Source organism: Pseudoalteromonas sp. SR44-5, assembly GCF_014163675.1.
Classification (GTDB): Bacteria; Pseudomonadota; Gammaproteobacteria; order Enterobacterales; family Alteromonadaceae; genus Pseudoalteromonas; species Pseudoalteromonas rhizosphaerae.
In genome coordinates this window covers 144,324-166,389 of record NZ_JACJDT010000008.1, presented here as the reverse complement: position 1 = coordinate 166,389, position 22,066 = coordinate 144,324, and the positions used below count along the sequence as shown (strand labels likewise).

General features: G+C 40.8%; 23 protein-coding genes and 1 pseudogene. 7 read left to right on the top strand and 17 right to left on the bottom strand.

All coding sequences use genetic code 11. The features are described 5' to 3' along the window. The 10 genes and pseudogenes from H5154_RS06830 to H5154_RS06785 form a co-directional block, all read right to left on the bottom strand. A pseudogene (locus H5154_RS06830) lies at positions 1-194 on the bottom strand (ISAs1 family transposase); the annotation flags it as partial. 51 nt (positions 195-245) lie between these two features. After that, positions 246-431 carry a transposase family protein gene (locus tag H5154_RS24160; RefSeq protein WP_182717838.1) on the bottom strand — a complete coding sequence of 62 codons (186 nt, stop codon included), beginning with the start codon at positions 429-431 and terminating at the stop codon, positions 246-248. Positions 432-536: 105 nt separating this feature from the next. Continuing rightward, positions 537-1,151, bottom strand: coding sequence for a hypothetical protein (locus H5154_RS06820; protein ID WP_182717833.1), 615 nt, complete (start codon positions 1,149-1,151; stop codon positions 537-539). Between the two features lie 149 nt (positions 1,152-1,300). Further along, positions 1,301-1,825: a hypothetical protein gene (locus H5154_RS06815; protein WP_182717832.1), complete on the bottom strand. Its 525-nt coding sequence runs from the start codon at positions 1,823-1,825 to the stop codon at positions 1,301-1,303. An 825-nt stretch (positions 1,826-2,650) separates the two neighbouring features. After that, positions 2,651-2,902: a hypothetical protein gene (locus tag H5154_RS06810; protein ID WP_149980101.1), complete on the bottom strand. Its 252-nt coding sequence runs from the start codon at positions 2,900-2,902 to the stop codon at positions 2,651-2,653. 43 nt (positions 2,903-2,945) lie between these two features. After that, positions 2,946-3,350, bottom strand: coding sequence for a DUF1761 domain-containing protein (locus tag H5154_RS06805; RefSeq protein ID WP_145236169.1), 405 nt, complete (start codon positions 3,348-3,350; stop codon positions 2,946-2,948). Between the two features lie 284 nt (positions 3,351-3,634). Continuing rightward, positions 3,635-4,165 carry a response regulator transcription factor gene (locus tag H5154_RS06800; protein ID WP_182717831.1) on the bottom strand — a complete coding sequence of 177 codons (531 nt, stop codon included), beginning with the start codon at positions 4,163-4,165 and terminating at the stop codon, positions 3,635-3,637. Continuing rightward, positions 4,162-5,403, bottom strand: a complete 1,242-nt coding sequence (locus H5154_RS06795; protein WP_145236312.1) for an ATP-binding protein — start codon at positions 5,401-5,403, stop codon at positions 4,162-4,164. The genes H5154_RS06800 and H5154_RS06795 overlap by 4 nt, the downstream gene beginning before the upstream one ends. A 70-nt stretch (positions 5,404-5,473) precedes the next feature. Next, a complete protein-coding gene (locus tag H5154_RS06790) occupies positions 5,474-5,878 on the bottom strand; it encodes a DUF4440 domain-containing protein (protein WP_145236175.1) in 405 nt (134 codons plus the stop codon). A gap of 8 nt (positions 5,879-5,886) precedes the next feature. After that, complete coding sequence (locus tag H5154_RS06785) at positions 5,887-7,200, bottom strand: amidohydrolase family protein (protein WP_182717830.1); 1,314 nt, start codon at positions 7,198-7,200, stop codon at positions 5,887-5,889. Between the two features lie 153 nt (positions 7,201-7,353). Between H5154_RS06785 and H5154_RS06780 the strand changes: the two genes are divergently transcribed. After that, on the top strand, positions 7,354-8,430 hold the full coding sequence (locus tag H5154_RS06780; RefSeq protein ID WP_182717829.1) for a ketoacyl-ACP synthase III: 1,077 nt from the start codon (positions 7,354-7,356) through the stop codon (positions 8,428-8,430). A gap of 55 nt (positions 8,431-8,485) precedes the next feature. Continuing rightward, on the top strand, positions 8,486-8,872 hold the full coding sequence (locus tag H5154_RS06775; protein ID WP_145236314.1) for a VOC family protein: 387 nt from the start codon (positions 8,486-8,488) through the stop codon (positions 8,870-8,872). A gap of 20 nt (positions 8,873-8,892) precedes the next feature. Here the strand turns inward: H5154_RS06775 and H5154_RS06770 are convergent, their stop codons facing one another. Beyond that, positions 8,893-10,254: a M17 family metallopeptidase gene (locus tag H5154_RS06770; RefSeq protein WP_149980098.1), complete on the bottom strand. Its 1,362-nt coding sequence runs from the start codon at positions 10,252-10,254 to the stop codon at positions 8,893-8,895. A gap of 94 nt (positions 10,255-10,348) precedes the next feature. Further along, positions 10,349-10,798, bottom strand: a complete 450-nt coding sequence (locus H5154_RS06765; protein ID WP_182717828.1) for a hypothetical protein — start codon at positions 10,796-10,798, stop codon at positions 10,349-10,351. 153 nt (positions 10,799-10,951) lie between these two features. Between H5154_RS06765 and H5154_RS06760 the strand changes: the two genes are divergently transcribed. From H5154_RS06760 to H5154_RS06750, 3 genes are all read left to right on the top strand, one after another. Further along, positions 10,952-11,134, top strand: a complete 183-nt coding sequence (locus tag H5154_RS06760; protein ID WP_149980096.1) for an oxidoreductase-like domain-containing protein — start codon at positions 10,952-10,954, stop codon at positions 11,132-11,134. 311 nt (positions 11,135-11,445) lie between these two features. Next, positions 11,446-14,094, top strand: a complete 2,649-nt coding sequence (locus H5154_RS06755; protein WP_182717827.1) for a TonB-dependent siderophore receptor — start codon at positions 11,446-11,448, stop codon at positions 14,092-14,094. Positions 14,095-14,201: 107 nt separating this feature from the next. Further along, on the top strand, positions 14,202-15,656 hold the full coding sequence (locus H5154_RS06750; protein WP_182717826.1) for a sulfotransferase: 1,455 nt from the start codon (positions 14,202-14,204) through the stop codon (positions 15,654-15,656). Here the strand turns inward: H5154_RS06750 and H5154_RS06745 are convergent. After that, on the bottom strand, positions 15,610-16,524 hold the full coding sequence (locus tag H5154_RS06745; RefSeq protein WP_149980093.1) for an alpha/beta hydrolase: 915 nt from the start codon (positions 16,522-16,524) through the stop codon (positions 15,610-15,612). The genes H5154_RS06750 and H5154_RS06745 overlap by 47 nt on opposite strands. Before the next feature lie 123 nt (positions 16,525-16,647). Here H5154_RS06745 and rlmF point away from each other — a divergent pair, with 123 nt between their 5' ends. Together rlmF and ltaE are read left to right on the top strand one after the other, a co-directional pair. Next, positions 16,648-17,595 carry a 23S rRNA (adenine(1618)-N(6))-methyltransferase RlmF gene (gene rlmF / locus H5154_RS06740; RefSeq protein WP_182717825.1) on the top strand — a complete coding sequence of 316 codons (948 nt, stop codon included), beginning with the start codon at positions 16,648-16,650 and terminating at the stop codon, positions 17,593-17,595. Beyond that, positions 17,592-18,605 carry a low-specificity L-threonine aldolase gene (gene ltaE / locus H5154_RS06735; RefSeq protein WP_182717824.1) on the top strand — a complete coding sequence of 338 codons (1,014 nt, stop codon included), beginning with the start codon at positions 17,592-17,594 and terminating at the stop codon, positions 18,603-18,605. The genes rlmF and ltaE overlap by 4 nt, the downstream gene beginning before the upstream one ends. Here ltaE and H5154_RS06730 read toward each other — a convergent pair. The 4 genes from H5154_RS06730 to H5154_RS06715 form a co-directional block, all read right to left on the bottom strand. Further along, the gene (locus H5154_RS06730) at positions 18,582-19,172 is read right to left on the bottom strand and encodes a thymidine kinase (RefSeq protein ID WP_182717823.1); all 591 of its coding nucleotides are present in this window, start codon (positions 19,170-19,172) and stop codon (positions 18,582-18,584) included. The two genes, ltaE and H5154_RS06730, sit on opposite strands and share 24 nt — an antisense overlap. Before the next feature lie 88 nt (positions 19,173-19,260). Beyond that, positions 19,261-20,112: an amino acid ABC transporter substrate-binding protein gene (locus H5154_RS06725; protein WP_246175464.1), complete on the bottom strand. Its 852-nt coding sequence runs from the start codon at positions 20,110-20,112 to the stop codon at positions 19,261-19,263. Between the two features lie 76 nt (positions 20,113-20,188). Further along, entirely contained in the window at positions 20,189-20,662 is a 474-nt protein-coding gene (locus tag H5154_RS06720) for a methylated-DNA--[protein]-cysteine S-methyltransferase (protein ID WP_149980090.1), read from the bottom strand. After that, positions 20,659-22,020 carry a DNA-3-methyladenine glycosylase 2 family protein gene (locus tag H5154_RS06715; RefSeq protein WP_182717822.1) on the bottom strand — a complete coding sequence of 454 codons (1,362 nt, stop codon included), beginning with the start codon at positions 22,018-22,020 and terminating at the stop codon, positions 20,659-20,661. The genes H5154_RS06720 and H5154_RS06715 overlap by 4 nt, the downstream gene beginning before the upstream one ends. Positions 22,021-22,066 lie beyond the last annotated feature (46 nt).

Genomic DNA, 22,066 nt, shown 5'->3' with positions numbered 1-22,066 from the left:
TTATCAACAGGGCATTGCGCCAAAACAACACCATTTTCGCACGCAAATGCACTGACCATATAAAGTGCATCGCGCCTATCTGACTGATTAAATGAACCTTTCAATCGCTTACCATCAATCGCAACTACATCGCCCTGAGTTAATTTAGAACAGTCTTTCATCCAAGAAGAAAAAGAATCTTGAAACTGCGTCATATCAATGCGACTCATCACACGAGCGATTGTGTCATGGCGAGGGATACCTTGCTAAAGAGGAACGTACTTCCTGAGCCAATCTAATCTATCATGGCCAAAATCTTCAATATCTTCCCAACCTTGGCACCCAGATATGACAGCGCTGACAGCTAAGAATATGATATCAAGTAGTTTATTGACAACTTTCCCCTGCTGGCGAGGGTCATCAATTGATTCGAAATATTTAAATAGTTGAATAGTTGAATCTCAGGCATGGGGGCTCCTTAAAAAGGAGTATAAGATCATACTTTTAAGTCAAGATAAAGTTCGTGATCTTACCCTGAGACCTGACCCCATTATTTTTTACTCTACTGAATATATGGAGGTAACTTCAACTTTATTATCTTTCAAATGAATATTAGCTTTCCACAATTGAGAATTTATATAAACTTTTATAGAGTATGCATTCTTTTCAAATAAGCCTGTTACTACTGGACTCATTGAAACAGCGCCAGGAATACTGGTGAATTTATTTAATTGACTGTCAAAAAACCAGTCAAACATATTCACCCTTTTTTTAATGGCGTTCTCTTTGTTATTTCTCAACTCTTCCATAAACCTCCAGATAACCCCATAATCTTCTATAGCAACGGTAGGCTCTAAACGGATGGCTCCATCAAAGTTACAACTTTGATTAGTCACAGCGACTTCCAATGTGGCAACATAGGGCTCAACTTTATATCCGCCAACCACGCCATAATGTTTTTTGTAGCAAATGCCATCAGTATTCGAAGGCTCTTCTACAAATATTGTATCACCACATTTAAAATGGAATTTGCCCCTTGCGCCATTTAATTTCTTCATTACCATTAGCTTATGCTGGTTATTTAGAACGCTTTCTCCACAGCTAACATGCAAATTACTAGTACTAACAACACTTGCAATAGCTAGAATCGTCGGACCTATCGCGACCACCATGATTTCTCCTCTGGTTTATAACTATCGGGGTCATATAACTATCGGGGTCAGATCTTGTTTTTTGCCACTAATTACATAAAGACAAAAAGAAAGACCTGACCCTATTCACTTTGTTACTAAAGGGTGACTCTATTTACTTTTCTGTTAGTTTAATCATCAGGCAAGGTAAGTAAATCATCAACTATTCCTAACTTACTAAGCAATGAAATGAATCTTGACTTTTTTTTATCTATCACATATTGCGCATCCATAACTACCGAAAAAACAACGTACTCAATGCCTTTTTCAAAATTCAATCTATCTCTTTTTATTAGCGTAGTGTAAGTTTTGACTTCAAGAGGTTTAAATATTACATCTCCTTCAAGTGGCGAAAACTCTACATTTTTAAACGATAATGGGTTGTCAAACGGGTTACTCGTTGCATACACGTCTTTTGCTCTATAAAACTTAAAAGCATGCTCAGTAAAATGAGTTTCATCGAAATAATTTGAAATTACTTTAATTTCAAATGCCGTATTATTTCTTAAAACAACACTCGTATTGCAATATACCAAATCGCAAATAGTATATACTACGGCTTCAATAGCTTTAGGTGGTTTTTCAATCGCATTTGAAAAGCATACCTGTGAATTAACTATTAAAAATAATAAAGTTAAAAATCTATATTTTGACATTATATTTCCTTGATGCACTATCGAAAAATTTGTGCCTTTCCTATTTTACTTTACGAGCACTTACTTCCCTCTAAAAAACTTTCCGAATATTTTATATATACAATCAGCAGTATAACTAAAAAGTGTAAGGAAGAAATAAAACAATAACGACAATGGTACTATTATTGTCAACAACCCCCAATCATTTGAACTATAAGAGATTTGGCAAATTGTCAATGCAACTATTGAAAACACACATAGTAAAGTAAATGCATTTTCTTTTACATCTTCAAAAAGAAAGCTCAAAGAAAAGAAATTGGATTTAGAACGAAAAATATAAAAAACACAAGTGGTTAACGCTATGGCTATCCCATAGTGGTGATTTAAACTAATCACCAATAAAAATTGAAATATAATAAAAATAAAAATTACTTTTTTAATCATTTTTATTCCTTATTGATTCTAAAACTATTTACAAAACGCGACATAACTAGAGTATGTTTTCTTTGTTCCTTGCATATACATTACCCCATATCCAACTTCGTAAGAAGCTCCGAGTGCATCTATAGAAAATGAATCTAGACGATGCTCAATTGCATACGCAGCTCCGTGTACCTTTGCGCTGTACTTCTTAAACCCTCTCAAAAATGCAGCTCCTATTGTTTCAATTTCCGAAGTAGACCAACCTCGGATACCATCAATATCATAAAAAACTGTGCAATTACTATTTAAAGTCGTATTAAATTAAAGAGTTATGGTTTATTTATAGTTAAATCAGATACAGGAACAATCAGACTAAAAGATGATTAAATGAATGAAATATGAATATACGCTCAAATTAAATGACTACTTAAACGTAACTTTGCCGCCGATCATTTTATACGCGGGTGCGCCTCGGATAATTGCTTCTCGAGCAAAAGGGCGTGAGCAGTTGGGGCATACGCAAGGAATAGTGGTGAAATCTTGACTGATCCGTTCGATAAAACATTTAACCAATGCCCCTTTGCCGCCTTTACGATATTTGAATAGGGGAGCTTTACATTGACTACAAAAAATATCGACCGTTTTAGTAGGGCCTTTTTTATTCGGTTTTGCCATTATTTTGTTACTTTTACTACAAACACGCGAATAGATTAACAGCTTATGGCCAAAGTCCAAAGATTAAGCCCATTAAAGTAAACTGTAAAATATGGTAACCGCTATTGATTAAAAACAGCTTTAGTGGTCGTTGTTCATAAATATAGCTCATTCCTAAGGCACTGCTTACCCAACATAGTCCAACCGCAAAGCCAACGCCTACCGCAACCCCTAAATGTGGATGTGGTCCTAAAAACAGTGATAAGCCAAAAGCGATAAATAAAGATAAAACAAAACCGCCACCAAATACCCATTTTGGATTTGTTGCTTTTAAATCCAGCTCCGTTAATCCACAGCCTTCTAACCAGGCTCGTTGAAACAACCAAGGTGAATACCAAACGCCTCCTAACATAAAAGAAGACATGGCAGCTAATAATACGGCTACAAAATCCAGTTGTGATAAATCCATAATGACTACTTATGCTGATTGCAAAAAATACAATGATATTTTTACTGTAGTTAATGAACGCCATTGCAGCAACTATCTAAACTGCAAAACTATCTATGATGCGTGGCTGGTGCCCAAATATAAATGCACTAAAGTAACCTGAGCTTCATTTCAAGTGACTACAGGCGACTGTATTACTTAGTTGACCGGGTAAAACTTATTACCTAAAAGGCAACAATAAACTTACTGAGCATTACTAAACCGGAAACCGTGATCCGAAATAACGCTCACTATTGCGCTAGGATTTACTGCTGAACTGGTTTTTTTTGTAGCTTACGCTGTAAAGTCCGCCGATGCATATTAAGTTGCCGAGCAGTTGCTGAAATATTGCCTTGATTGGTATGCAGCACTTGCTGAATATGTTCCCACTCAAGACGCTCTGGCGACATAGTTACAATATCATCTGCAATTAACTCAGTAGTTGGCTCGCATGTGCCTGTTAAGGCTCGTAATAACGTGAGCATATCAACGGGCTTTGTTAAATAATCATTTGCACCTAGGCGCATAGCCTCTACCGCTGTGGCAATACTGGCATAGCCTGTTAATAATACAATATGTGCGTCTGTTAGTAAGGCTCTCAGTGGTGCGATAAGAGCTAAACCGTTATCGTCAGCTAATTTCATATCTAACAGAATATGTGTCGGTGCGAAGTTTTTAGCTACACCGATAGCCTCGGCTTTATTATGTGCCAGCTGACATGCGAAACCGTGTTTGGTTAAGCGCCGCGCTAACGTATTGGCAAGATTAATATCATCTTCAATAATTAATAGCTTCATACAGGCTCAACTTGTGGCTCATCAATGGTTAATTGTACTTTGGCAACCGCGCCACCTTGTGGGTGATTAAATAATGTTAAAGAGCCTTGTAAACGCTCAAATGTTACATTTGAAAGCATAACTGCTAGCCCCATCCCCGTTTCACTAGGCATTAACTGACCCCCTAACTCTGCCAATTGTGCTGCGCTAAATCCTTTACCAAAATCACGTATAACTAAACTCACTGTTTTAGGGTTATCTGGAGTCTGTTGCCAGTTCAATTCCAGTGTTTGTTGCTGTGCCTGTTGATTGGCAAAAGCAGCATTTTGCAACAAGTTTAATATCGCTGGCAGTAACATAGCATCATTAGTAACCGAGCTAGCAGGCGCTGCATTTAGCCAATTAAGCTGTTGATCGGGATACTGTAATAGCATTGTATCGCTAATTTGTTGAGCTAATGCGTTTAACGATACAGTCGCTGCAACCGTTTGTGTGCGTAGTTCAGATGACAGGGTACGAAACTGTTTTAACTGCTGTGCGCATTGCAACAAGGGCTGCTGCATGTCTTTCACAATCTCATTATCGGGCTGCTCTTCAAGAAGCTCTTCATACAATAATTGTAAATTGGCGATTGGGCTGGCTAATTGATGAGTAATTTGTGCCGCAGCACCATCAAGCGTGACTAACTGCTCTGCTCGTAATTGTTTTTCTCGCACAGTTGCAATTGTGCGCTCTCGCGAATGCAGTGCACGGTTCATAGTGCCGATAACGAATGCTATAACGCTAGCACTGATCACAAAGTTAACCCACATACCCACAAAGTGACTGGTCATTTGCATATGATGCATGCTGTGCTGAGGCATTTTAAATAGCAGCACGCTATAGGCGGTGATCGCTAATACAGCAATATAAGCTAAGCCGCGAGCACTGACACTCACCGCAGCAATCATTATTGGTAACAACAGTAACGACACAAATGCATTGGTCGCACCACCACTCAAAGACAGCAATACCGATAAAAAAAGCACATCGGCCGTAAGCTGCATTAACATCCCAAGTTCTTTCGCTTTACTGACATTACGATAAGCAATCACGCTTAAAATTTGGAATACGGCTTCAAGGGAGATCACTACCAGTAGAGGCAATAAAGGGATTTGGTGCTCAAGTAAAAAATAGACTGCTACAACGGCCAATAGTTGAATTGCAATTGCACCACTGCGTAACATCAGTAAACGGCTAATCGCAGGATCAGTGCGCATTAAAAACGCCATACATAATTACCTAACAAAAAAATACCTAATAAAAAATGCCTAATTAAAGAAGGTTAACCTAATCATCATCCATAGAGATACTAAACACAGCACACGGCGTTCCTTGATGAAACACCATTTTCCACTGGCCTTCGGTTAATCGCCACAGCGACATCCGTAACGAATAGTTAAACTCAGCGCGCGCAGAGCGCCGATATGCCGCTTGATAACTTAGTTGGGCAATATCATCACTAAGCATTCGGCCTTTAAAATGCTGATTGTAAAACTGCGGCACGACTTCGGTAGGTAACCGCGTTAATACTTGATATTTATTAAATACAGTACCATTAGCGGCAATTTCAATAAAATCATCATCGAGCAAAGCATCCAATGCCTGCTCAGATTGACGGATCTCAGGATCTAATAACTGGCGCTCAGCGTCAATCAAATGATTAAACAATGATGCCTTGATTTTGCTGCCCATACTGTATCCTACAATTGGTGTTTATATATTTGCCCTGCTTTCATCACAAATTGTACATTTTGCAATGTCGTTATATCATCAAGAGGAGAGCCATTAACGCTGATGATATCTGCTTGTTTACCAACACTCAACTGCCCTAGTCGGTCTTGTTGGCCGAGTAGCTTGGCAGCATCAATTGTTGCTGACATAATAGCCTGCTTTTCAGTCATGCCATATTTAACTAACCATAAAAACTCATCAGCATTATTACCATGGCGTGATACGCCAGAATCTGTACCAAAAGCAATATTAACATTGTTTTTTAATGCCAGCTTAAATGAAGCTGCAACATTTGGTACAACGGTGCGTACTTTATCAGCAATAGCTGTTGGCATATTTGGGTTACTGAGAACTTCTTGACTGACCGTTTGGCCTGCCAATAACGTGGGCACTAAATAAGCGTTGTATTGCTTAAATAACTTTACAGTCTCTTTGTCTAGGTAAGAGCCATGTTCAATTGAATCAACACCTGCACGTAATGCCGCTTTGATCCCTGATGTACCATGAGCATGGGCTGTTACGCTGCGCCCTAAGTTATGTGCAGTATCAACAATCGCCATCAACTCTTGATCTGTGAACTGCTGATTGACACCCGCTGCGGTATTACTTAACACCCCACCCGTTGCGGTAATTTTAATTACATCAGCACCTGATTTAATTACTTCACGAACCGCGCGGCGACAATCATCAGCACCATCACACACCCCTAACCCCCCACTTATCACATCACTAATATCTTTACGGTAACCGTGCAGATCAGCATGCCCGCCTGTTGGGGTAATTGTATCTCCGGCAGCAAAAATACGTGGCCCTTGAATATCTCCACGCTCAACGGCACGCTGTAGTGGAAAGATCACTTTATAACTGCTACCTAAATCACGTACCGAGGTAAAACCGGCATCAAGACTACGCTGTAAATATTTAATTGAGCGCAGCGCATAATCAGCCTCATATTCTGTTAGCCAGCGATGTGGATTAGCACTTGCGTCACGCTCAAATGTAACATGTACGTGCATATCAATTAATCCAGGCATAACAAATTGATTTTTTAAATCAATGATCTTTGCATCGGGCAATGCTAGATCGGTAACACTCACATAGCCTTTTTCGATGCGCGTGATGATAGCGTCTTCTATAACAATAGTGCGTTGCTTTTCTAGTGTTTGTTCAGCACCTGCTAACACTGATCCTGCGTAAATAACCTGAGTTTGTGTTGCAAAACTCGCCGCAGAATATACCGTCGTACCCAATGCAGCCAAGATAGTAATTAATTTTTGTTTCATGTTTACCTCATTTTTCTACTACCATTAGCCTAAATTACGTTTAATTACCACTATTTACGACGTAAGCTAAGTTATAAACTAGTCTTAGAACTGGATTTTTGGTATAAATCAAACATAGATAACACATGTCTGACCACTTAAAGAGAGCACACTATGACCTACGCACACATAACGGGTTGGGGTAAATGTATCCCACCAGCGCGTATTAGCAACGATGAAATTAGCCAATTAGTTGATACCAATGATGAATGGATCACATCCCGCACTGGTATAAAAGCCCGTAGAGTAAGCCACGTTAGTACTGCAGAGCTTGCCACTGTAGCAGCTAAACATGCAATAGCCTGTGCTGGCATTAATGCTAAAGACATCGACTTAGTGTTATTAGCAACATGTACGCCCTCTACTATGGTGGCAAACACAGCTTCGTTAGTACAAAAAAACATTGGTGCAGTTGGCGCTGCCGCTATGGACACCAATGCAGCTTGCTCTGGTTTTTTATATGCAATACAAGCAGCGACTGCACAAATTCAAGCCGGTATGATCAAAAAAGCTGTAGTAATTGCTGCTGAACGTATGACCTGGTATGTAAACTGGGATCGCCGTGACAGTGCGGTGTTATTTGGTGATGGCGCCGGTGCCGTAGTACTTGAAGCAGCAGACACGCCAGCGGGTTTACTCGCGACAAAAACAGGCTGTGATAGCGAAGACCGTGATATCTTGCATATCACTAACTTTGGTAGTGACTTAAATAAATATGTGCCTATTGGGCCATCTGATTTATTATTTGAAGGTCGCGAAATCTTTAAACGCGCAGTAAAGGGCATGAGTGAAGCCTGTGACGATGTGCTCACACAAGCAAATTTGAGCCTTGATGATATCGATGTACTTGTGCCACACCAAGCAAATTTACGTATCATTCAAGCCATTCAACATCGCTTAAAAGTGCCAGATGAAAAAGTAATGGTTAACATTGGCGAATACGGCAATACATCGGCAGCAACTATTGCAATCGCATTATGTGAAGCTGTTGAGCAAGGATTAATTAAACCACATGCTAATATCATGTCTGCAGCATTTGGTGCCGGATTAACTTGGGCTGCTAGTTACATAAAATGGGGCGAACGCGTCACACCAATCAGCGTTAGCGATGCAGCACTACCACCGTGTGATAAAACCGGTTTAGAGTTAGTGGCCCCCGCTGTAGCAGCTTGCAAAGGCAGTGATCAATAACATACTCAATATGGCGCAGCTATACTGCGCCATTTACCACAGATAGCTAAAAATGATGCAATTGCTAGGAATTCACCACGCTGCTATTATATGCAGCGATTACACCCGCTCAAAACATTTTTATCATCAGATCTTACAGCTGCCGATAATTGCAGAGCATTTTCGCCAACATCGCCATTCATACAAATTAGATTTAGCCTTGCCTGATGGTAGCCAAATAGAGCTATTTTCATTTGATAATGCACCAAAGCGACCTAGTTACCCAGAAGCACAAGGTTTACGACATTTAGCATTTAAAGTGGCCAATATTGAGCAAAGTAAAGTGTATTTGCAAAGCCAAGGTGTGGCAGTAGAAGAGATTCGAACTGATGAATACACAGGTAAACAATTTACCTTTTTTGCAGATCCTGATGGGTTACCGCTTGAGCTTTATGAGGCATAACCTCACAAAGCTCAATAAATTTATTTAAAACGACTTTGTAAGTAGTTAAATACGGCACGAATACCGAGTGCTTCACCACCGACTGGACGACCTGGTAATGAGCGGATATTCCATGCCATTACATCAAAATGTACCCATGGTGTGGTTGGCTCTACAAATTCTTTTAAATAAAGTGCAGCAGTAATTGCGCCGCCGAATGGGGTACTTGCACAGTTAGCCATATCAGCAACATCACTTTTTAATAAACTTTTATATTGCTCAAAAAGCGGTAATTGCCAAACGGGATCGCTTACTGCAATACCGGCGTCAATAATGCCATTGGCAACATCACGCTCAGTTGAGAAAAACCCTGGTAACTCAGTGCCTAACGCAATACGACAAGCACCGGTTAAGGTTGCAAAATCAATGATCAACTCAGGATTGTCATTTTGTGCTTCCGTGAGTGCATCACATAACACTAAACGCCCCTCTGCGTCGGTGTTATCGATTTCGACCATAATGCCTTTACGTGTTTTAATTACATCGCCAGGGCGAAATGCATTGCGCGATACCGCATTCTCAACAGCGGGTACCAACACGCGTAAACGAATTGGTAAATTTGCCGCCATAATTAACTGCGCTAAACCAATTACATGAGCTGCGCCGCCCATGTCTTTTTTCATATTGCGCATACCTGAGCTTGGTTTAAGATCTAAACCACCAGAGTCAAAACAAACACCTTTACCGACTAAGGTGATCAAAGGAGCGTCTGCAGCGCCCCAGTGTAAATCAAGTAAACGCGGTTTATTTTCACTGGCGCGGCCTACCATGTGGATAGTTGGATAGTTTTGTTCTAATAATTCATCCCCTATCCATTCATTGAATTGACCATTGTAAGTGTGTGCTAAATCAGCCATCACTTGTGATAAGTGCTGTGGCATCATGTCTGCGGCAGGCGTATTAACTAGATCTCTAACTAAGTTAATCGCATTTGCTTGGCGTGTAATACGCGCAAACAATGCTTCATCGGCTATTGCTAATTGTGCTTTTACAGCACCTTTGGCTTTATATTCGCTAAATTCATAACCACCAAGTATAAAACCCAGAGCAATCTGTTCTAATTGTTGTTCACACTCTTGAACTTGGTAAATTCCTGCTGGCAGTTTGCTGGCTAATTCACCCGCGAGCCAAAAGTCATCAACGCTATTAACTAAACAATACACCTGACTTAGCGCTCCACTTTGTGGATTGACCACCAAGGCTAAACCTTGTTTTGCAAAATCACAGCTATTTAGCCAGTTTTGTAAAAAAATTGGCTGCTGTGCTTGCCATGTAGCTAAGTCATTTTTAACAATAAAAGATAAAGGAATACCCGTAGAACTATGACGAATTAATGTACTCATTAAATGACTCGTTTAAAATTATATGATGATCAAGCATATCAATAACTCAGCATAAAAGGTATAGCACAAAGACTATCCTTTAAACTGCATGGCATTATTTTTTTACAGGTGGTTTTACGTCTGATTTTGCCGTTTTTTCAGCGTGGTGGTGTTGCTGCTCTTCATCAGCGATCTGCTGGTCAATATCTTTAAGTGATTTATTGATGTTAAATGAACTTGGCAGTACATCAACCCCAACCCATTGACCCAACTTAACAACCAGTGGAATAGTCACAGGTGCAAAAGGTAAAACAGCAAAAACACCTAAACCCAATCCTTTGAGAATATCAACAAACTGGGCATTCGCTTTTTGCAGATCCTCTTTACTCACATCTCCTTGGGTGTAGCGACGATAAATTGTGAGCATTTCTTTGGTTTCTTGCTTTTCCTGCGCCAGTGCAATTTTAAGTGCTACCATAGCGCGCTTGAAACGCAACTGTTGGCGTTTTGTAGTAATTTTTGCCACTCGAATTGGGGCACGATGAATAACTTTATATAGTCGCATAACGCTATTCTCACATAGCCTTAACACTTCACAAAGCATAATTTAATACAATCACCGATTAACAGATCCAGATTATTTCTCAGCTAGTAAAAAAGCCATGATTAAGTATAATCACTGGCCAATAAACGGCCCATATTATTAAACCTATAAGTAATGAATAAAATACCGCAAAACACAGCCGATATAGCAAACCGAGTTGATGACACAAAACCAACCAGACCGGCTGCTGATCAGTGCTGCGGTGGTGGCAGTTGTTGCCCATGTGTTTGGGATGAATACCGAGAAGCGTTAAAAGCTTGGCGACAACAAAATCCTGAACAAACTGATAACCTATAATTACCATTGAACTTTACTGAACAGTTTCCAGTCTAAAAACTTCTATTTACAAAATTATTATTTTTTTTCTGATTTATTTTACAATAAAAATTACATTAAATGCTTAATTTCTAATCCCCGCCTTAAAAATATCATTATTTTTCATGTAGGTAAGTAAATCTCGAATTTCCTCTATAGAAAACATAAAAAAAACCAAACTATTTAACACCTTGCACAATTATTTAACAAGTTGTATAACTTTAATAGACTATTTGGCTTTTTAAAAATCATATAGTTACGAAATTACAATAATTCTAACTGGGGAAATTAGAATGAAATTTAAAAATAATTTATTAAATCATGCCGTTAAACTTGCATTAACGACAACTACCGCAGGCTTATTTATTTCAGGAACTGCCTTAGCTGCAGATGAGCAAGCTGAAGTCACTAAAGTAAATAAAAATGTAGAAAAAATTGCCGTAGTGGGAACTCGCTCTGCACCGCGTTCTATTGGTGATTCACCAGTACCTATCGATATCATCGGTGGTGAAGAACTTGGTAAATCAGGTAATACGGATATGCTCGAGCTATTAAAAGGCGCAATTCCATCATTAAACGTGCATTCAATGCCTATTAGTGATGCGGCATCTTTAGTTCGCCCTGCGAACTTACGTGGCCTACCTTCTGACAGTACATTGATATTACTCAATGGTAAACGTCGTCATCGTGCCTCTGTTATTGCCTTTTTAGGTGGCGGCATAAATGATGGTGCGCAAGGCGCAGACATTTCAGTTATTCCAAGTATCGCCCTAAAACAAGTTGAAGTACTTAGAGATGGCGCAGCCGCTCAGTACGGCTCAGATGCGATTGCAGGGGTTATCAACTTTGTACTAAAAGATGCCTCAGAAGGCGGCAGTTTCGAAGTACGCCAAGGTCAGTACTATGAAGGCGACGGTGATACAACACAGATTTCCGGTAACATTGGTCTACCATTTACCGACAATGGCTTCGCAAATTTAAGTTTCCAATACAAAACGGCTGACGCTACTAGCCGCTCTGTACAACGTGCCGATGCTACGGCCCTTATCGCAGCTGGTGTTCCTGACATTGCTCCGATCACACAGGTATGGGGCGCACCAGAAGTTGATGACGATATCTCTATTTTTGGTAATGTCGGCCTTGAGCTGACTAAAAACTCCGAATTTTATATGTTTGGTAACTATTCAGAGCGTGATGTACGCGGTGGTTTTTATTATCGTAATCCAACAACTCGTCCTGGTGTTTATGGCGGAACAATTCGTGATGTTAATGGTACAAATATGCGTCGCCCTGGTGATGATAATCCAGCGGGTCAAAAACTGTGGGATGATGCAACTCCAACAGTGTTAGTCGCTTCACTGGATGGATATGATCAGCAAATAAACTGTCCTCTTGTCGAACTGCAAGCCAATGGCGCACCAGATCAAGCTGCTATAGATTCTCTAAGTGCTGCAAATTGCTTTGCCTTTAACCAAACATTGCCTGGTGGTTTTACACCTAACTTTGGTGGCAACATCACAGATACTTCGCTTACGATAGGTACTAAAGGCGAGTTCACTGGTGGTATGTTAGAAGGTGCGTACTACGATTTAAGCGGTACGGTCGGCTTTAATGAATCTCGTTACTTTATTTACGATACTGTTAATGCATCATTAGGCCCTGATAGTCCGCGTGATTTTAGCCCAGGTAAATACTCACAATTAGAGAAAAACTTTAATTTTGATTTATCAAAAGGCTTTGATTTTGATCTAGCATACGATGTGAACATAGCCGGTGGCCTTGAATGGCACGAGGAAACATTTACAGTTACCTCTGGCGATGTAGCATCATTTACAGCAGGCCCACTAACGGATCAAGGTTTTGGTATCGGTTCAAATGGTTTCCCTGGCTTTAAACCATCTGACGCTGGTGAATATACTCGTCGCAACTACGCCGCTTATGTCGATATTGAAGCCCCATTTACCGAAGAGTTTTTAATGGGTCTAGCGCTGCGTTATGAAGATTATGATACCTTTGGCTCTACGGTTAATTATAAATTAATGGCTCAATATCACTTAACCGATGATTTAAACGTGCGTGGTTCAATCAGCTCCGGCTTTCGCGCACCGACTGTTGGTCAAGCCAATGTCAGTAACGTGCAAACAAACCTAAGCAGTGGCGTATTGGTCGACTCTGCTTTACTACCACCGACCAATCCAATTGCGGTACAGTTAGGCGGTACAGAGCTTGAGCCTGAAGAGTCGCAAAGTTATACCTTTGGCGCGGTATACACCATCGGTGAAGTATTCCTAACTATTGATTATTATAATATTCAAGTTGATGACCGTATTAGTCAATCTGAAAAAATCGAGCTGAGCCAAGCTGATAAAGATACGCTTGAAGCCGCTGGTGTGCCAAACGTGCAAAGCTTAGCGCAAGTAAGCTTCTTTACTAATGACTTTGACACCACCACTCAAGGTATAGACTTTGTAGCAAACTATGCCACAGATTTACTCGGCGGTAGCTCAACATTTAGTTTAGCCTACAACTGGAATGAAACTGAGGTTACCCGTTCAACTGATATTACTGGGCCGTTTAAAGTAAGCCGTTTAGAGAACGACTTACCAAACCACCGTGGTACGCTTAGTTGGTCACAACAATGGGAAAGTTTCTCAATGTTTACTCGTGCAAATTATTTTGGTGAATACCAGGGTGTGCATGTAGATTATGACGAAACAGCAAAAACGGCAGATGCAGCAATTACGCTCGACGCTGAAGTAACTTACTTTTTGAATGATTCGATTAGTTTCTCAGTCGGCGCACAAAACCTGCTCGACCAAGAAGCAGAGAAACTTGATTTTACCGTGGCACCTAATAATAACTGGGGTGGTAAATACTATGAAACTTCGCCATATGGTATTAACGGTGGTTTCTATTATGTCAAAGCAACGTATACTTTTTAAACGTAGCTAAGCATTGAAAAGATAGGCGAAATGCTCAAGACATTTCGCCTTTTTCGTGCTATACCCAAATAATAAATCTAGTAACTAAAAAATAAAAAAAGTGATGCATGTTGCTAAAAAAAGCTAACCAACTACTTGCCGAAAACAAACTCCAAGAAGCGGAGTTTCACTATAAAACCTTGCTTGAAAGTGATCCCCAAAATGGCGAAGCGCTATTTGGTTTGGGCCGTATTGCCCTGCGCTTAGAGCGCTTTGATGCTGCAGTTTATTTATTACAAAGAAGCTGTGAACGTCTGCCTAATATGTTGGAGCCACTGCACGCGTTAGCGGATGCATTTAATGGCGTTAATTCGCCAAATGATGCATTAACCGTACTGGAGTACGCAAAAAGCATTGCTAGTCATAACCCAGAGCCACACTATTATCTCGCACAACATTATTTAACCCATGGCGAATTAGATAAAGCACACACCACCTTTGCACAAGCACTAAGTATTGGTTTATATCCTGTCACTGCTTATATTTTATTTGAACTGGTACAACTTGGCCGCTTTGATCAACAGCATAACTACATCAGTAACTTGCATCATTTACTCACACAAACCAATAATTTACGTTTAAAAATGGTTTGTTATTACGCCTTGGCAAAAAGTTATGATCAACTCAATGATATAGAACAAGCTGTAAATTATTATAAACTAGCCAATAAATTGCAGCTGCAATTGAGTAGCTTCAACACTGAACAATTAACGCCGTTTTATCAAAGTATTATGCGTTATAATCCAAAAAGTTTATTTGCCACTATCAAGCCTGGATTTACTGGTACTGTTACGCCCGTTTTTATTATTGGCATGCCACGCAGTGGCTCAACATTATTAGAACAAATGTTAGCTTCACATAGTGAATTTGCAAGCCTTGGGGAAGATCGCTGTATTAGCTCGCAAATTGTTGCATTCATAGAGCAACAAACCAAGTTGCCCTACCCTGAATGTATTAGCGCACTAACACCGCAACTGATTGAGCAAGCGCGGGCTCTTTATACCGCACGGTTAAAACAAGCTAAACCTATTCGCGCGTTTATGATCAACAAATTGCCCGCGAATTATCAATCGTTAGGGCTTATCTATTTATTGTTTCCAAATGCTAAGTTTATTAACTTGCAGCGCGATTTTAATGCCACAGCTTGGTCCGTTTATAGTAATTACTTTGCAGAAAATGAACCTTATTTTTGCTCATTACCTGAATTTAAACGTTACTATGATTTATACCAAGGTTTGATGACGCATTGGCAACAAGCAATACCTTCGGCTATCTTAGATGTTCATTATGAGCAACTGATCAGCGAGCCGCGCGATACGTTAAAAAGCGTATTTACATTTTTAGGTACCGCATTTGAAGCACAATGTTTAGACTTTTATAAATCAAAAAAACCAGTTACCACGCTTAGCAAAGCCGCAGTACGAAAACCGCTACATAACCGTGCAATAGAACACTGGAAACGTTTTGAAACGCCACTCAGGGCGTTGCTGAATGACGCTCAAACCACGTCACTAGATCCTTAAATTGATCTGCTTTAGCACTGGCGTGCGTTAACATATTAATATGATCGTAATCATATTGATGGCCGTGTTTTTTCCCGTACATTTGCAGGTGTTGAATACCAGTACCTGACTCGGCAATAAATTTTTCAATATCAATTTGTTGTGCAAGCGCTTTGTCTTTCACCCCCCCTATGTGTAAGGTCGGTGGCAAACTTAAGCCAGCCACAGCTTGAGCGTAATCAAACCCGTCGTCGCTATCTAACCATGGTTTACGTTTAGCCCATTGCATACTTTGATAATGCGACTTTTTAGTTTCATCATCACTGCCCCACTTGAGTCTTTTGGCGGGTAAATAACCATGTTTTTTAGCCAGTATTGGCGCTAAAAAATACCAAATCAAATTTCCTTGAAGGTATTTTTGTGGATGATGATTATAAAGCGAGCGTTTAGTACCAAAGTAAGCACATGCTTTTACATCATTGATATACTGTGGGAAACGCGCAAACACACTGTTCATTAATACACCACCCCAGGAATGGGCTACCCAATACGCTGGTGGTCTACCTTCACGCTCGGTAATTTTAGCAATAAAAGCGGGAATATCTTCAATAATAGCTTCGGTTTGGCCATAGTGAGCATGCTTTGAGATAGCCGGTTTGCTGCCACCACGACCTCGTAGATCAGCCACATAACACACATATCCTTGCTCAGCTAAAAAAGGTGCTAAACCCTTATTTGAATGCGTATAAAATATTTTACCGTTTTCAACAGCACCATGCATAAACAACACAGCTGGCCCAGCGGCTTTGCTGTTATCTGCTATGCGGCGCAAATGTAATGTTTGTAGCTCAGTTAGTTTAATAAATACTGATTCTTGTACGATCGCCATTTCAGTTCCTTGTTGTCATTGTTATGAACCGCAACTCATCCTACCAGTAATTTAAACAAGATCACACGTCAATGTGTTTCTCTGGTAAAATAACTTTTTTGTTTGTTAAGCTAATTATTTGTTATGAAATCAACACCATTAAAATCAAAACTACACCCTCGAAATCGCCATAACGAAGGCTATGATTTAGACTACCTAAGTATTCAAGTGCCCACTTTAAAACCATATATCGTGCTTACTCCCAATGGTACTAAAAGTATTGATTTTAGTGATAACAAAGCAGTAAAAACGCTTAATCAAGCACTTTTGCAAGCGTACTATAACGTTGATTTTTGGGATATACCTGAACACAACCTTTGCCCACCGATTCCAGGACGCGTTGATTACATTCACTACTTGGCCGATTTACTAGCAAACGATAATCAAGGCGTTATACCTCAAGGCAGACAAGTTAAAGTGCTGGATATAGGTACTGGTGCGAACATAATTTACCCGTTACTAGCAAGTCATGAATATAACTGGAGCGTCACAGGCTCAGATATAGATCCGAGCGCTGTAAAATTAGCCAAACAAATTGTACAATTTAATAATCGCAAAATTACCGTCAAGCTACAAAAGCAGTCGCAACATATTTTTCAGGGGGTAATAAATGCAAAAGAGCTTTTTCATATTACATTGTGTAACCCTCCTTTTCATGCCAGTGAACAACAAGCGGCTCAAAGTAGCGAGCGGAAATGGAAAAACTTAGGCAAAGCCCCTAAATCGGCTTTAAATTTTGGCGGGCAACATAATGAGCTTTGGTGTGAAGGTGGCGAAGCGCAATTCATTTGTACCATGATCGATGAAAGTGCCCTATTTGCTGAGCAGTGTATGTGGTTTACCTCTTTAGTTTCAAAAAAAGAAAACTTAGCCACGTTACAAGCACAATTAAAAACACACCCTGTGGCTGAAGTTAAAATCATTGAAATGGCGCAAGGGCAAAAAGTGAGTCGCTTTATTGCGTGGAGTTATTTTGATCAACAAACTCGCCAAGAGATCAGCCAGCAATTTACACAACCGGAGATATCATGATTGATTTTCGTTCTGATACTGTCACTAAGCCCTGCGCTAAAATGCGCGAAATTATGTTCAACGCCCCTTTAGGTGATGATGTATATGGTGATGATCCCAGTATTAATAAATTAGAAAGCGTTGCAGCACAGCGTCATGGCTTTGCCAGTGCATTGTTTTGTAGCTCCGGCACCCAAGCAAACTTATTAGCGTTAATGGCTCATTGCGAACGTGGTGATGAATATATTTGTGGGCAAAATGCACACAATTATAAATTTGAAGGCGGTGGCGCGGCAGTGCTTGGATCAATCCAACCGCAACCTATCGAGAATGAAAATGATGGCAGCCTCTGCTTTGACAAAATACGCGCCGCTATCAAACCCAAAGACTTTCACTTTGCTAATACCCGCTTACTCAGTTTAGAAAACACCATTGGCGGTAAAGTGCTGCCATTAAGTTATTTAGCCCAAGCGCGTGAGTTCACTCACAGCCATCAATTAGCACTGCATTTGGATGGTGCTCGCGTTTATAACGCTGCGGTTGCGCTTAGGGTAGATATTACCGAGATAACTAAACACTTTGACTCCGTGTCTATTTGCTTATCAAAAGGCTTAGGCGCACCAGTAGGCTCATTACTACTTGGCTCTGTTGAGCTGATCAATAAAGCAAGGCGTTGGCGTAAAGTACTTGGCGGCGCTATGCGCCAAGCTGGTATGCTGGCAGCCGCTGGCCACTATGCACTTGAGCACAATGTTAGCCGTTTAGCCGACGATCACAGCAATGCGCGTTACTTAGCGCAGCAGCTCAGTGCCATTGAAGGCTTTAACGTTGACTTGTCGCGCGATACAACCAATATGGTCTATGCAAATGTTGCTGATAGTGTTGATATTAATGCCATTGCACAGCAACTAAAAGCACAAGGGATAGTATTCAGCCCAAGCAAAACTTTGCGTTTAGTAACTCATTTACAGATCACTCGAGCCGATATTGATCAATTTATAGCAGCGTTAACTTCGGCGCTGCATGTTTAACGCAGCTTTATAGTGTTTGCGGCACACCGACACATAACGGTCGTTGCCGCCAATTTCCACTTGATTACCATCGGCAATCGCTTTGCCTTGCTCATCCGTACGCAATACATGGTTCGCTTTGCGACCGCAATGACACACCGTTTTAAGTTCAACCAGTTTATCAGCCCACGCTAGTAAGTACTGCGAGCCGCTAAATAACTCGCCTCTAAAGTCATTACGCAAGCCATAGCACAACACCGGAATGCCTAATTCATCCACCACATCGGTCAGTTGCATTACTTGCTGACGTGATAAAAATTGACATTCATCCACCAGCACACAATGACGTTTTTGTTCACTATTAAGCTGTTTGATCAGTTCAAAAACATCTTTGTCAGCATCAAAAATATGTGCCTCAGCTTGTAAACCAATTCGAGAAGATACCTTACCAACACCAGCACGATCATCCAATGCAGCCGTTAAAATAACGGGCTCCATGCCGCGTTCGCGATAGTTAAATGCCGATTGTAAAAGCGTGGTAGATTTACCTGCGTTCATTGCAGAATAATAAAAGTACAGCTGAGCCATGAAAATGCCTACCCTGAAAAAAGTGCGCTAATGCTACCTTAATCTTGATTGAACATCACCTTTTTTACCCGTGTTATAGAACTATAACTCAACGGTGCCTGCTACTGACGACCCTAGCTTCGTGATTAGTTTTATCTAAATATTCAACATACAACTTGGCATTATCTTGTGCAGCGATGGTTTGCCAAATACGTTGACTAAGCGCCTTATGCTGTTGATAAAACTGCTTAGAGAAAAGCAAATAGCCTTGGGCTTTTTCAAGTGGAGGATAAATGGCTTGTACTTGGGCTGTTTTATACCGGAAGTTTGATACTTTCCGATCGCCAACTTGGCACACGTCAAGCGTAGCATCAACGACTCCACGGTCGATCAACTCAACGGCTTTTTCGACTGAGGAAGTATGTTGAACAAAAAAAGGCTCTTGATGTAATACCTTGCCTAAGTCATAACCGTTCGCAATAGCTAATGTAAAAGCCCTGGTCTGAAATACTTCGCGGCTTTGCCATTGCTGGTGAAATTTTTTTCCGCCGATGAGACAACTGCCAAATTCACTCACTGCAAAACGCGGATCCAGTTGCTGAGTTCCATCCATTGGGTATTGGGCAAATTCAGTTCGTTCAGGTCGATAGGTAGCAATAACCGCATTCACTTTATTTGTACGCAGATCATTTAAACAACTTAGCCAAGCTTTACGCTGATAACGAATAGACAGTTGTGAAAGTGTATTATCAAGATTTTGTAGGATTTCTAGCGATGCTTCTGGTTGAGTACCTAACATTTCATTGCTTTGCGCTAAAAACATCGGCGCGACAGTTTTATCTTCATAACAAAAAATTAGTTCAGTTGAGTTAGCAATTGCCGCTGTTGATAGCAAACTACACCCGCTACTGAGTACCAATAACGCCAATAAATTATCCCTAACACGTTTATTTTGTTTCATTTTATCTTGCTCCCTAGACGTTTCATCTAAAGTGTAGACCGAAAAAATGAATTGTTTAGTAACTAAACCAAAAAATTTAGATGATCCCTTCGTGCTCAAGTAACCACTGCTTGCGCTCTAGCCCACCCGCATAGCCGGTCAATTTACCATTGGCACCAATAATACGGTGACACGGCACAATAATACTGATTGGGTTTTTACCATTAGCAGCCCCCACTGCGCGAACTGCCTTGGGATTATTGAGTGCATGAGCAATATCTGAATAACTCTGTGTTTGTCCAAATGGCACCGCGGTGAGCGCTTGCCATACCGCTTGTTGAAAAGCAGTGCCATGGGTGGCTAGAGTGACATCAAAGGTTGTTCGCTTGCCTGCAAAGTAGTCATTAAGCTGCGCAGCACAATTTAAAATATGTGGCTGCTCAACATCTGAAAATGGGGTTTCTGAGCACTCTATAACTGGATAAAAGCCCACATAACTGACCCCGTGTTGGTTACCTTGAATAATAATCTCATCAATTGGGCTGGGTATGCGGGTTTGGATAATAGTCATGTTAGCTGCTGCCATAGTTGAAAGGTTAAATAGGAGCGAAATGGCGCGCACATCTCATCATTAAATGGTTTTGCCCCCGCTTGGGCTTTCTTTACGCCTAAATCTCCCGCTAATAAAATATCGGGCTGACTTTGGCCGCGTAATTTTGCATAGTTTACTGTCCAAGGTCCAATCCCTTTGAGTGGCAGCCATTGATCAAGCTGATGACAATCAGGGTTATCGGCGCAAAACTGCGCTAAATTACGCAGCGCATTCTTTCTCGCTTGAGGCATTTTAAAAAATGCCAGCTCACTGTTTGCCACTACCTCAGGGGTTGGAAAATACACTCGCTCGCCATCTTGTTCGCCCAGTTCATCCACCAGCTGAGTCACTAAGTTATGCGCGGCAGTTACACTTACTTGTTGGCCAAGTACCGCACGAATACCAGCCTCAAATACCGACCAAATACCCGGTAACCGCAATCCTTGGGTTAACACAATTGCCCCTTGAAGTTGAGTTGCTAGGTGTTGTTCGATTTGCGCAGTATCGGCATCTAAATCGAGCACCCTGCGAATTTCACTTAAAATAGGCTGTAAAAAGCGCGGCTGATCAATATCAATGCTGACTAAAAAGTGATGTTTGTGCTCTACAAACTCAGCCGTAAACTGACCTTGGCAATGCTGATTTTTAAAGCTGCGACCATAATATGTCTCGCCAAGCCACTCAAGAGGTGAAATTAACCGCTTAGCTAAAAATTGCTGTAACGCAGTCCAATTATAAGGGGGCCGAAAAGGTAATTTAAGCGTCAACATCGCACGTGTTGTGCTGCGCTCACCACGCATTTTTGACGGGCAAATATGTAACTGCTGTAAAAACGCATCATTAAAGCGACGAATACTATTAAAGCCCGCTGCAAAAGCAACTTGAGATACCGATAAATTAGTTTCTTGCAGCAGTTTTTTAGCAAAATGACATTGATTAAATAACCGATACTGAGTTACTGAGATACCAAAATGTTGCTGAAATAACTGCCTTAAATAGCGGCTACTCACGCCGAGTCGCTCAGCTAACTGTTCACAGCTATGTTGCGTTGTTAAGTCACTGTCTATCAGCTGTTTGGCTCGCAGCGCTGTGGTTTTTGTTCCTTGCCATGCGCTACTTCCAGGGGCGCTATCTGGACGACAACGAATGCACGGGCGAAATCCAGCCTGGGCAGCATTGTGCGCATATTGAAAGTACTCTACGTTTTGCTCTTTTGCAGTAGGGGCAGGACAAATTGGCCGACAATAAATACCGGTGCTTTTAACACCGATGAAAAAGAGTCCATCAAAACGATGGTCGCGGCTTTGTCTGGCAAGTTGCCAATGGCTAGTATCCATAAGGTGCTCTTAACTATACATCTGCTAATAGAGTACGTGAAAAAAC

Bases quoted from the DNA above. Each gene is read 5' to 3' on its own strand.
- H5154_RS06820 (WP_182717833.1), bottom strand. From the start codon at position 1,151: ATGGTGGTCGCGATAGGTCCGACGATTCTAGCTATTGCAAGTGTTGTT.
- H5154_RS06815 (WP_182717832.1), bottom strand. From the start codon at position 1,825: ATGTCAAAATATAGATTTTTAACTTTATTATTTTTAATAGTTAATTCA.
- H5154_RS06810 (WP_149980101.1), bottom strand. From the start codon at position 2,902: ATGGCAAAACCGAATAAAAAAGGCCCTACTAAAACGGTCGATATTTTT.
- H5154_RS06805 (WP_145236169.1), bottom strand. From the start codon at position 3,350: ATGGATTTATCACAACTGGATTTTGTAGCCGTATTATTAGCTGCCATG.
- H5154_RS06800 (WP_182717831.1), bottom strand. From the start codon at position 4,165: ATGAAGCTATTAATTATTGAAGATGATATTAATCTTGCCAATACGTTA.
- H5154_RS06795 (WP_145236312.1), bottom strand. From the start codon at position 5,403: ATGCGCACTGATCCTGCGATTAGCCGTTTACTGATGTTACGCAGTGGT.
- H5154_RS06790 (WP_145236175.1), bottom strand. From the start codon at position 5,878: ATGGGCAGCAAAATCAAGGCATCATTGTTTAATCATTTGATTGACGCT.
- H5154_RS06785 (WP_182717830.1), bottom strand. From the start codon at position 7,200: ATGAAACAAAAATTAATTACTATCTTGGCTGCATTGGGTACGACGGTA.
- H5154_RS06780 (WP_182717829.1), top strand. From the start codon at position 7,354: ATGACCTACGCACACATAACGGGTTGGGGTAAATGTATCCCACCAGCG.
- H5154_RS06775 (WP_145236314.1), top strand. From the start codon at position 8,486: ATGCAATTGCTAGGAATTCACCACGCTGCTATTATATGCAGCGATTAC.
- H5154_RS06770 (WP_149980098.1), bottom strand. From the start codon at position 10,254: ATGAGTACATTAATTCGTCATAGTTCTACGGGTATTCCTTTATCTTTT.
- H5154_RS06765 (WP_182717828.1), bottom strand. From the start codon at position 10,798: ATGCGACTATATAAAGTTATTCATCGTGCCCCAATTCGAGTGGCAAAA.
- H5154_RS06760 (WP_149980096.1), top strand. From the start codon at position 10,952: ATGAATAAAATACCGCAAAACACAGCCGATATAGCAAACCGAGTTGAT.
- H5154_RS06755 (WP_182717827.1), top strand. From the start codon at position 11,446: ATGAAATTTAAAAATAATTTATTAAATCATGCCGTTAAACTTGCATTA.
- H5154_RS06750 (WP_182717826.1), top strand. From the start codon at position 14,202: ATGTTGCTAAAAAAAGCTAACCAACTACTTGCCGAAAACAAACTCCAA.
- H5154_RS06745 (WP_149980093.1), bottom strand. From the start codon at position 16,524: ATGGCGATCGTACAAGAATCAGTATTTATTAAACTAACTGAGCTACAA.
- rlmF (WP_182717825.1), top strand. From the start codon at position 16,648: ATGAAATCAACACCATTAAAATCAAAACTACACCCTCGAAATCGCCAT.
- ltaE (WP_182717824.1), top strand. From the start codon at position 17,592: ATGATTGATTTTCGTTCTGATACTGTCACTAAGCCCTGCGCTAAAATG.
- H5154_RS06730 (WP_182717823.1), bottom strand. From the start codon at position 19,172: ATGGCTCAGCTGTACTTTTATTATTCTGCAATGAACGCAGGTAAATCT.
- H5154_RS06725 (WP_246175464.1), bottom strand. From the start codon at position 20,112: ATGAAACAAAATAAACGTGTTAGGGATAATTTATTGGCGTTATTGGTA.
- H5154_RS06720 (WP_149980090.1), bottom strand. From the start codon at position 20,662: ATGACTATTATCCAAACCCGCATACCCAGCCCAATTGATGAGATTATT.
- H5154_RS06715 (WP_182717822.1), bottom strand. From the start codon at position 22,020: ATGGATACTAGCCATTGGCAACTTGCCAGACAAAGCCGCGACCATCGT.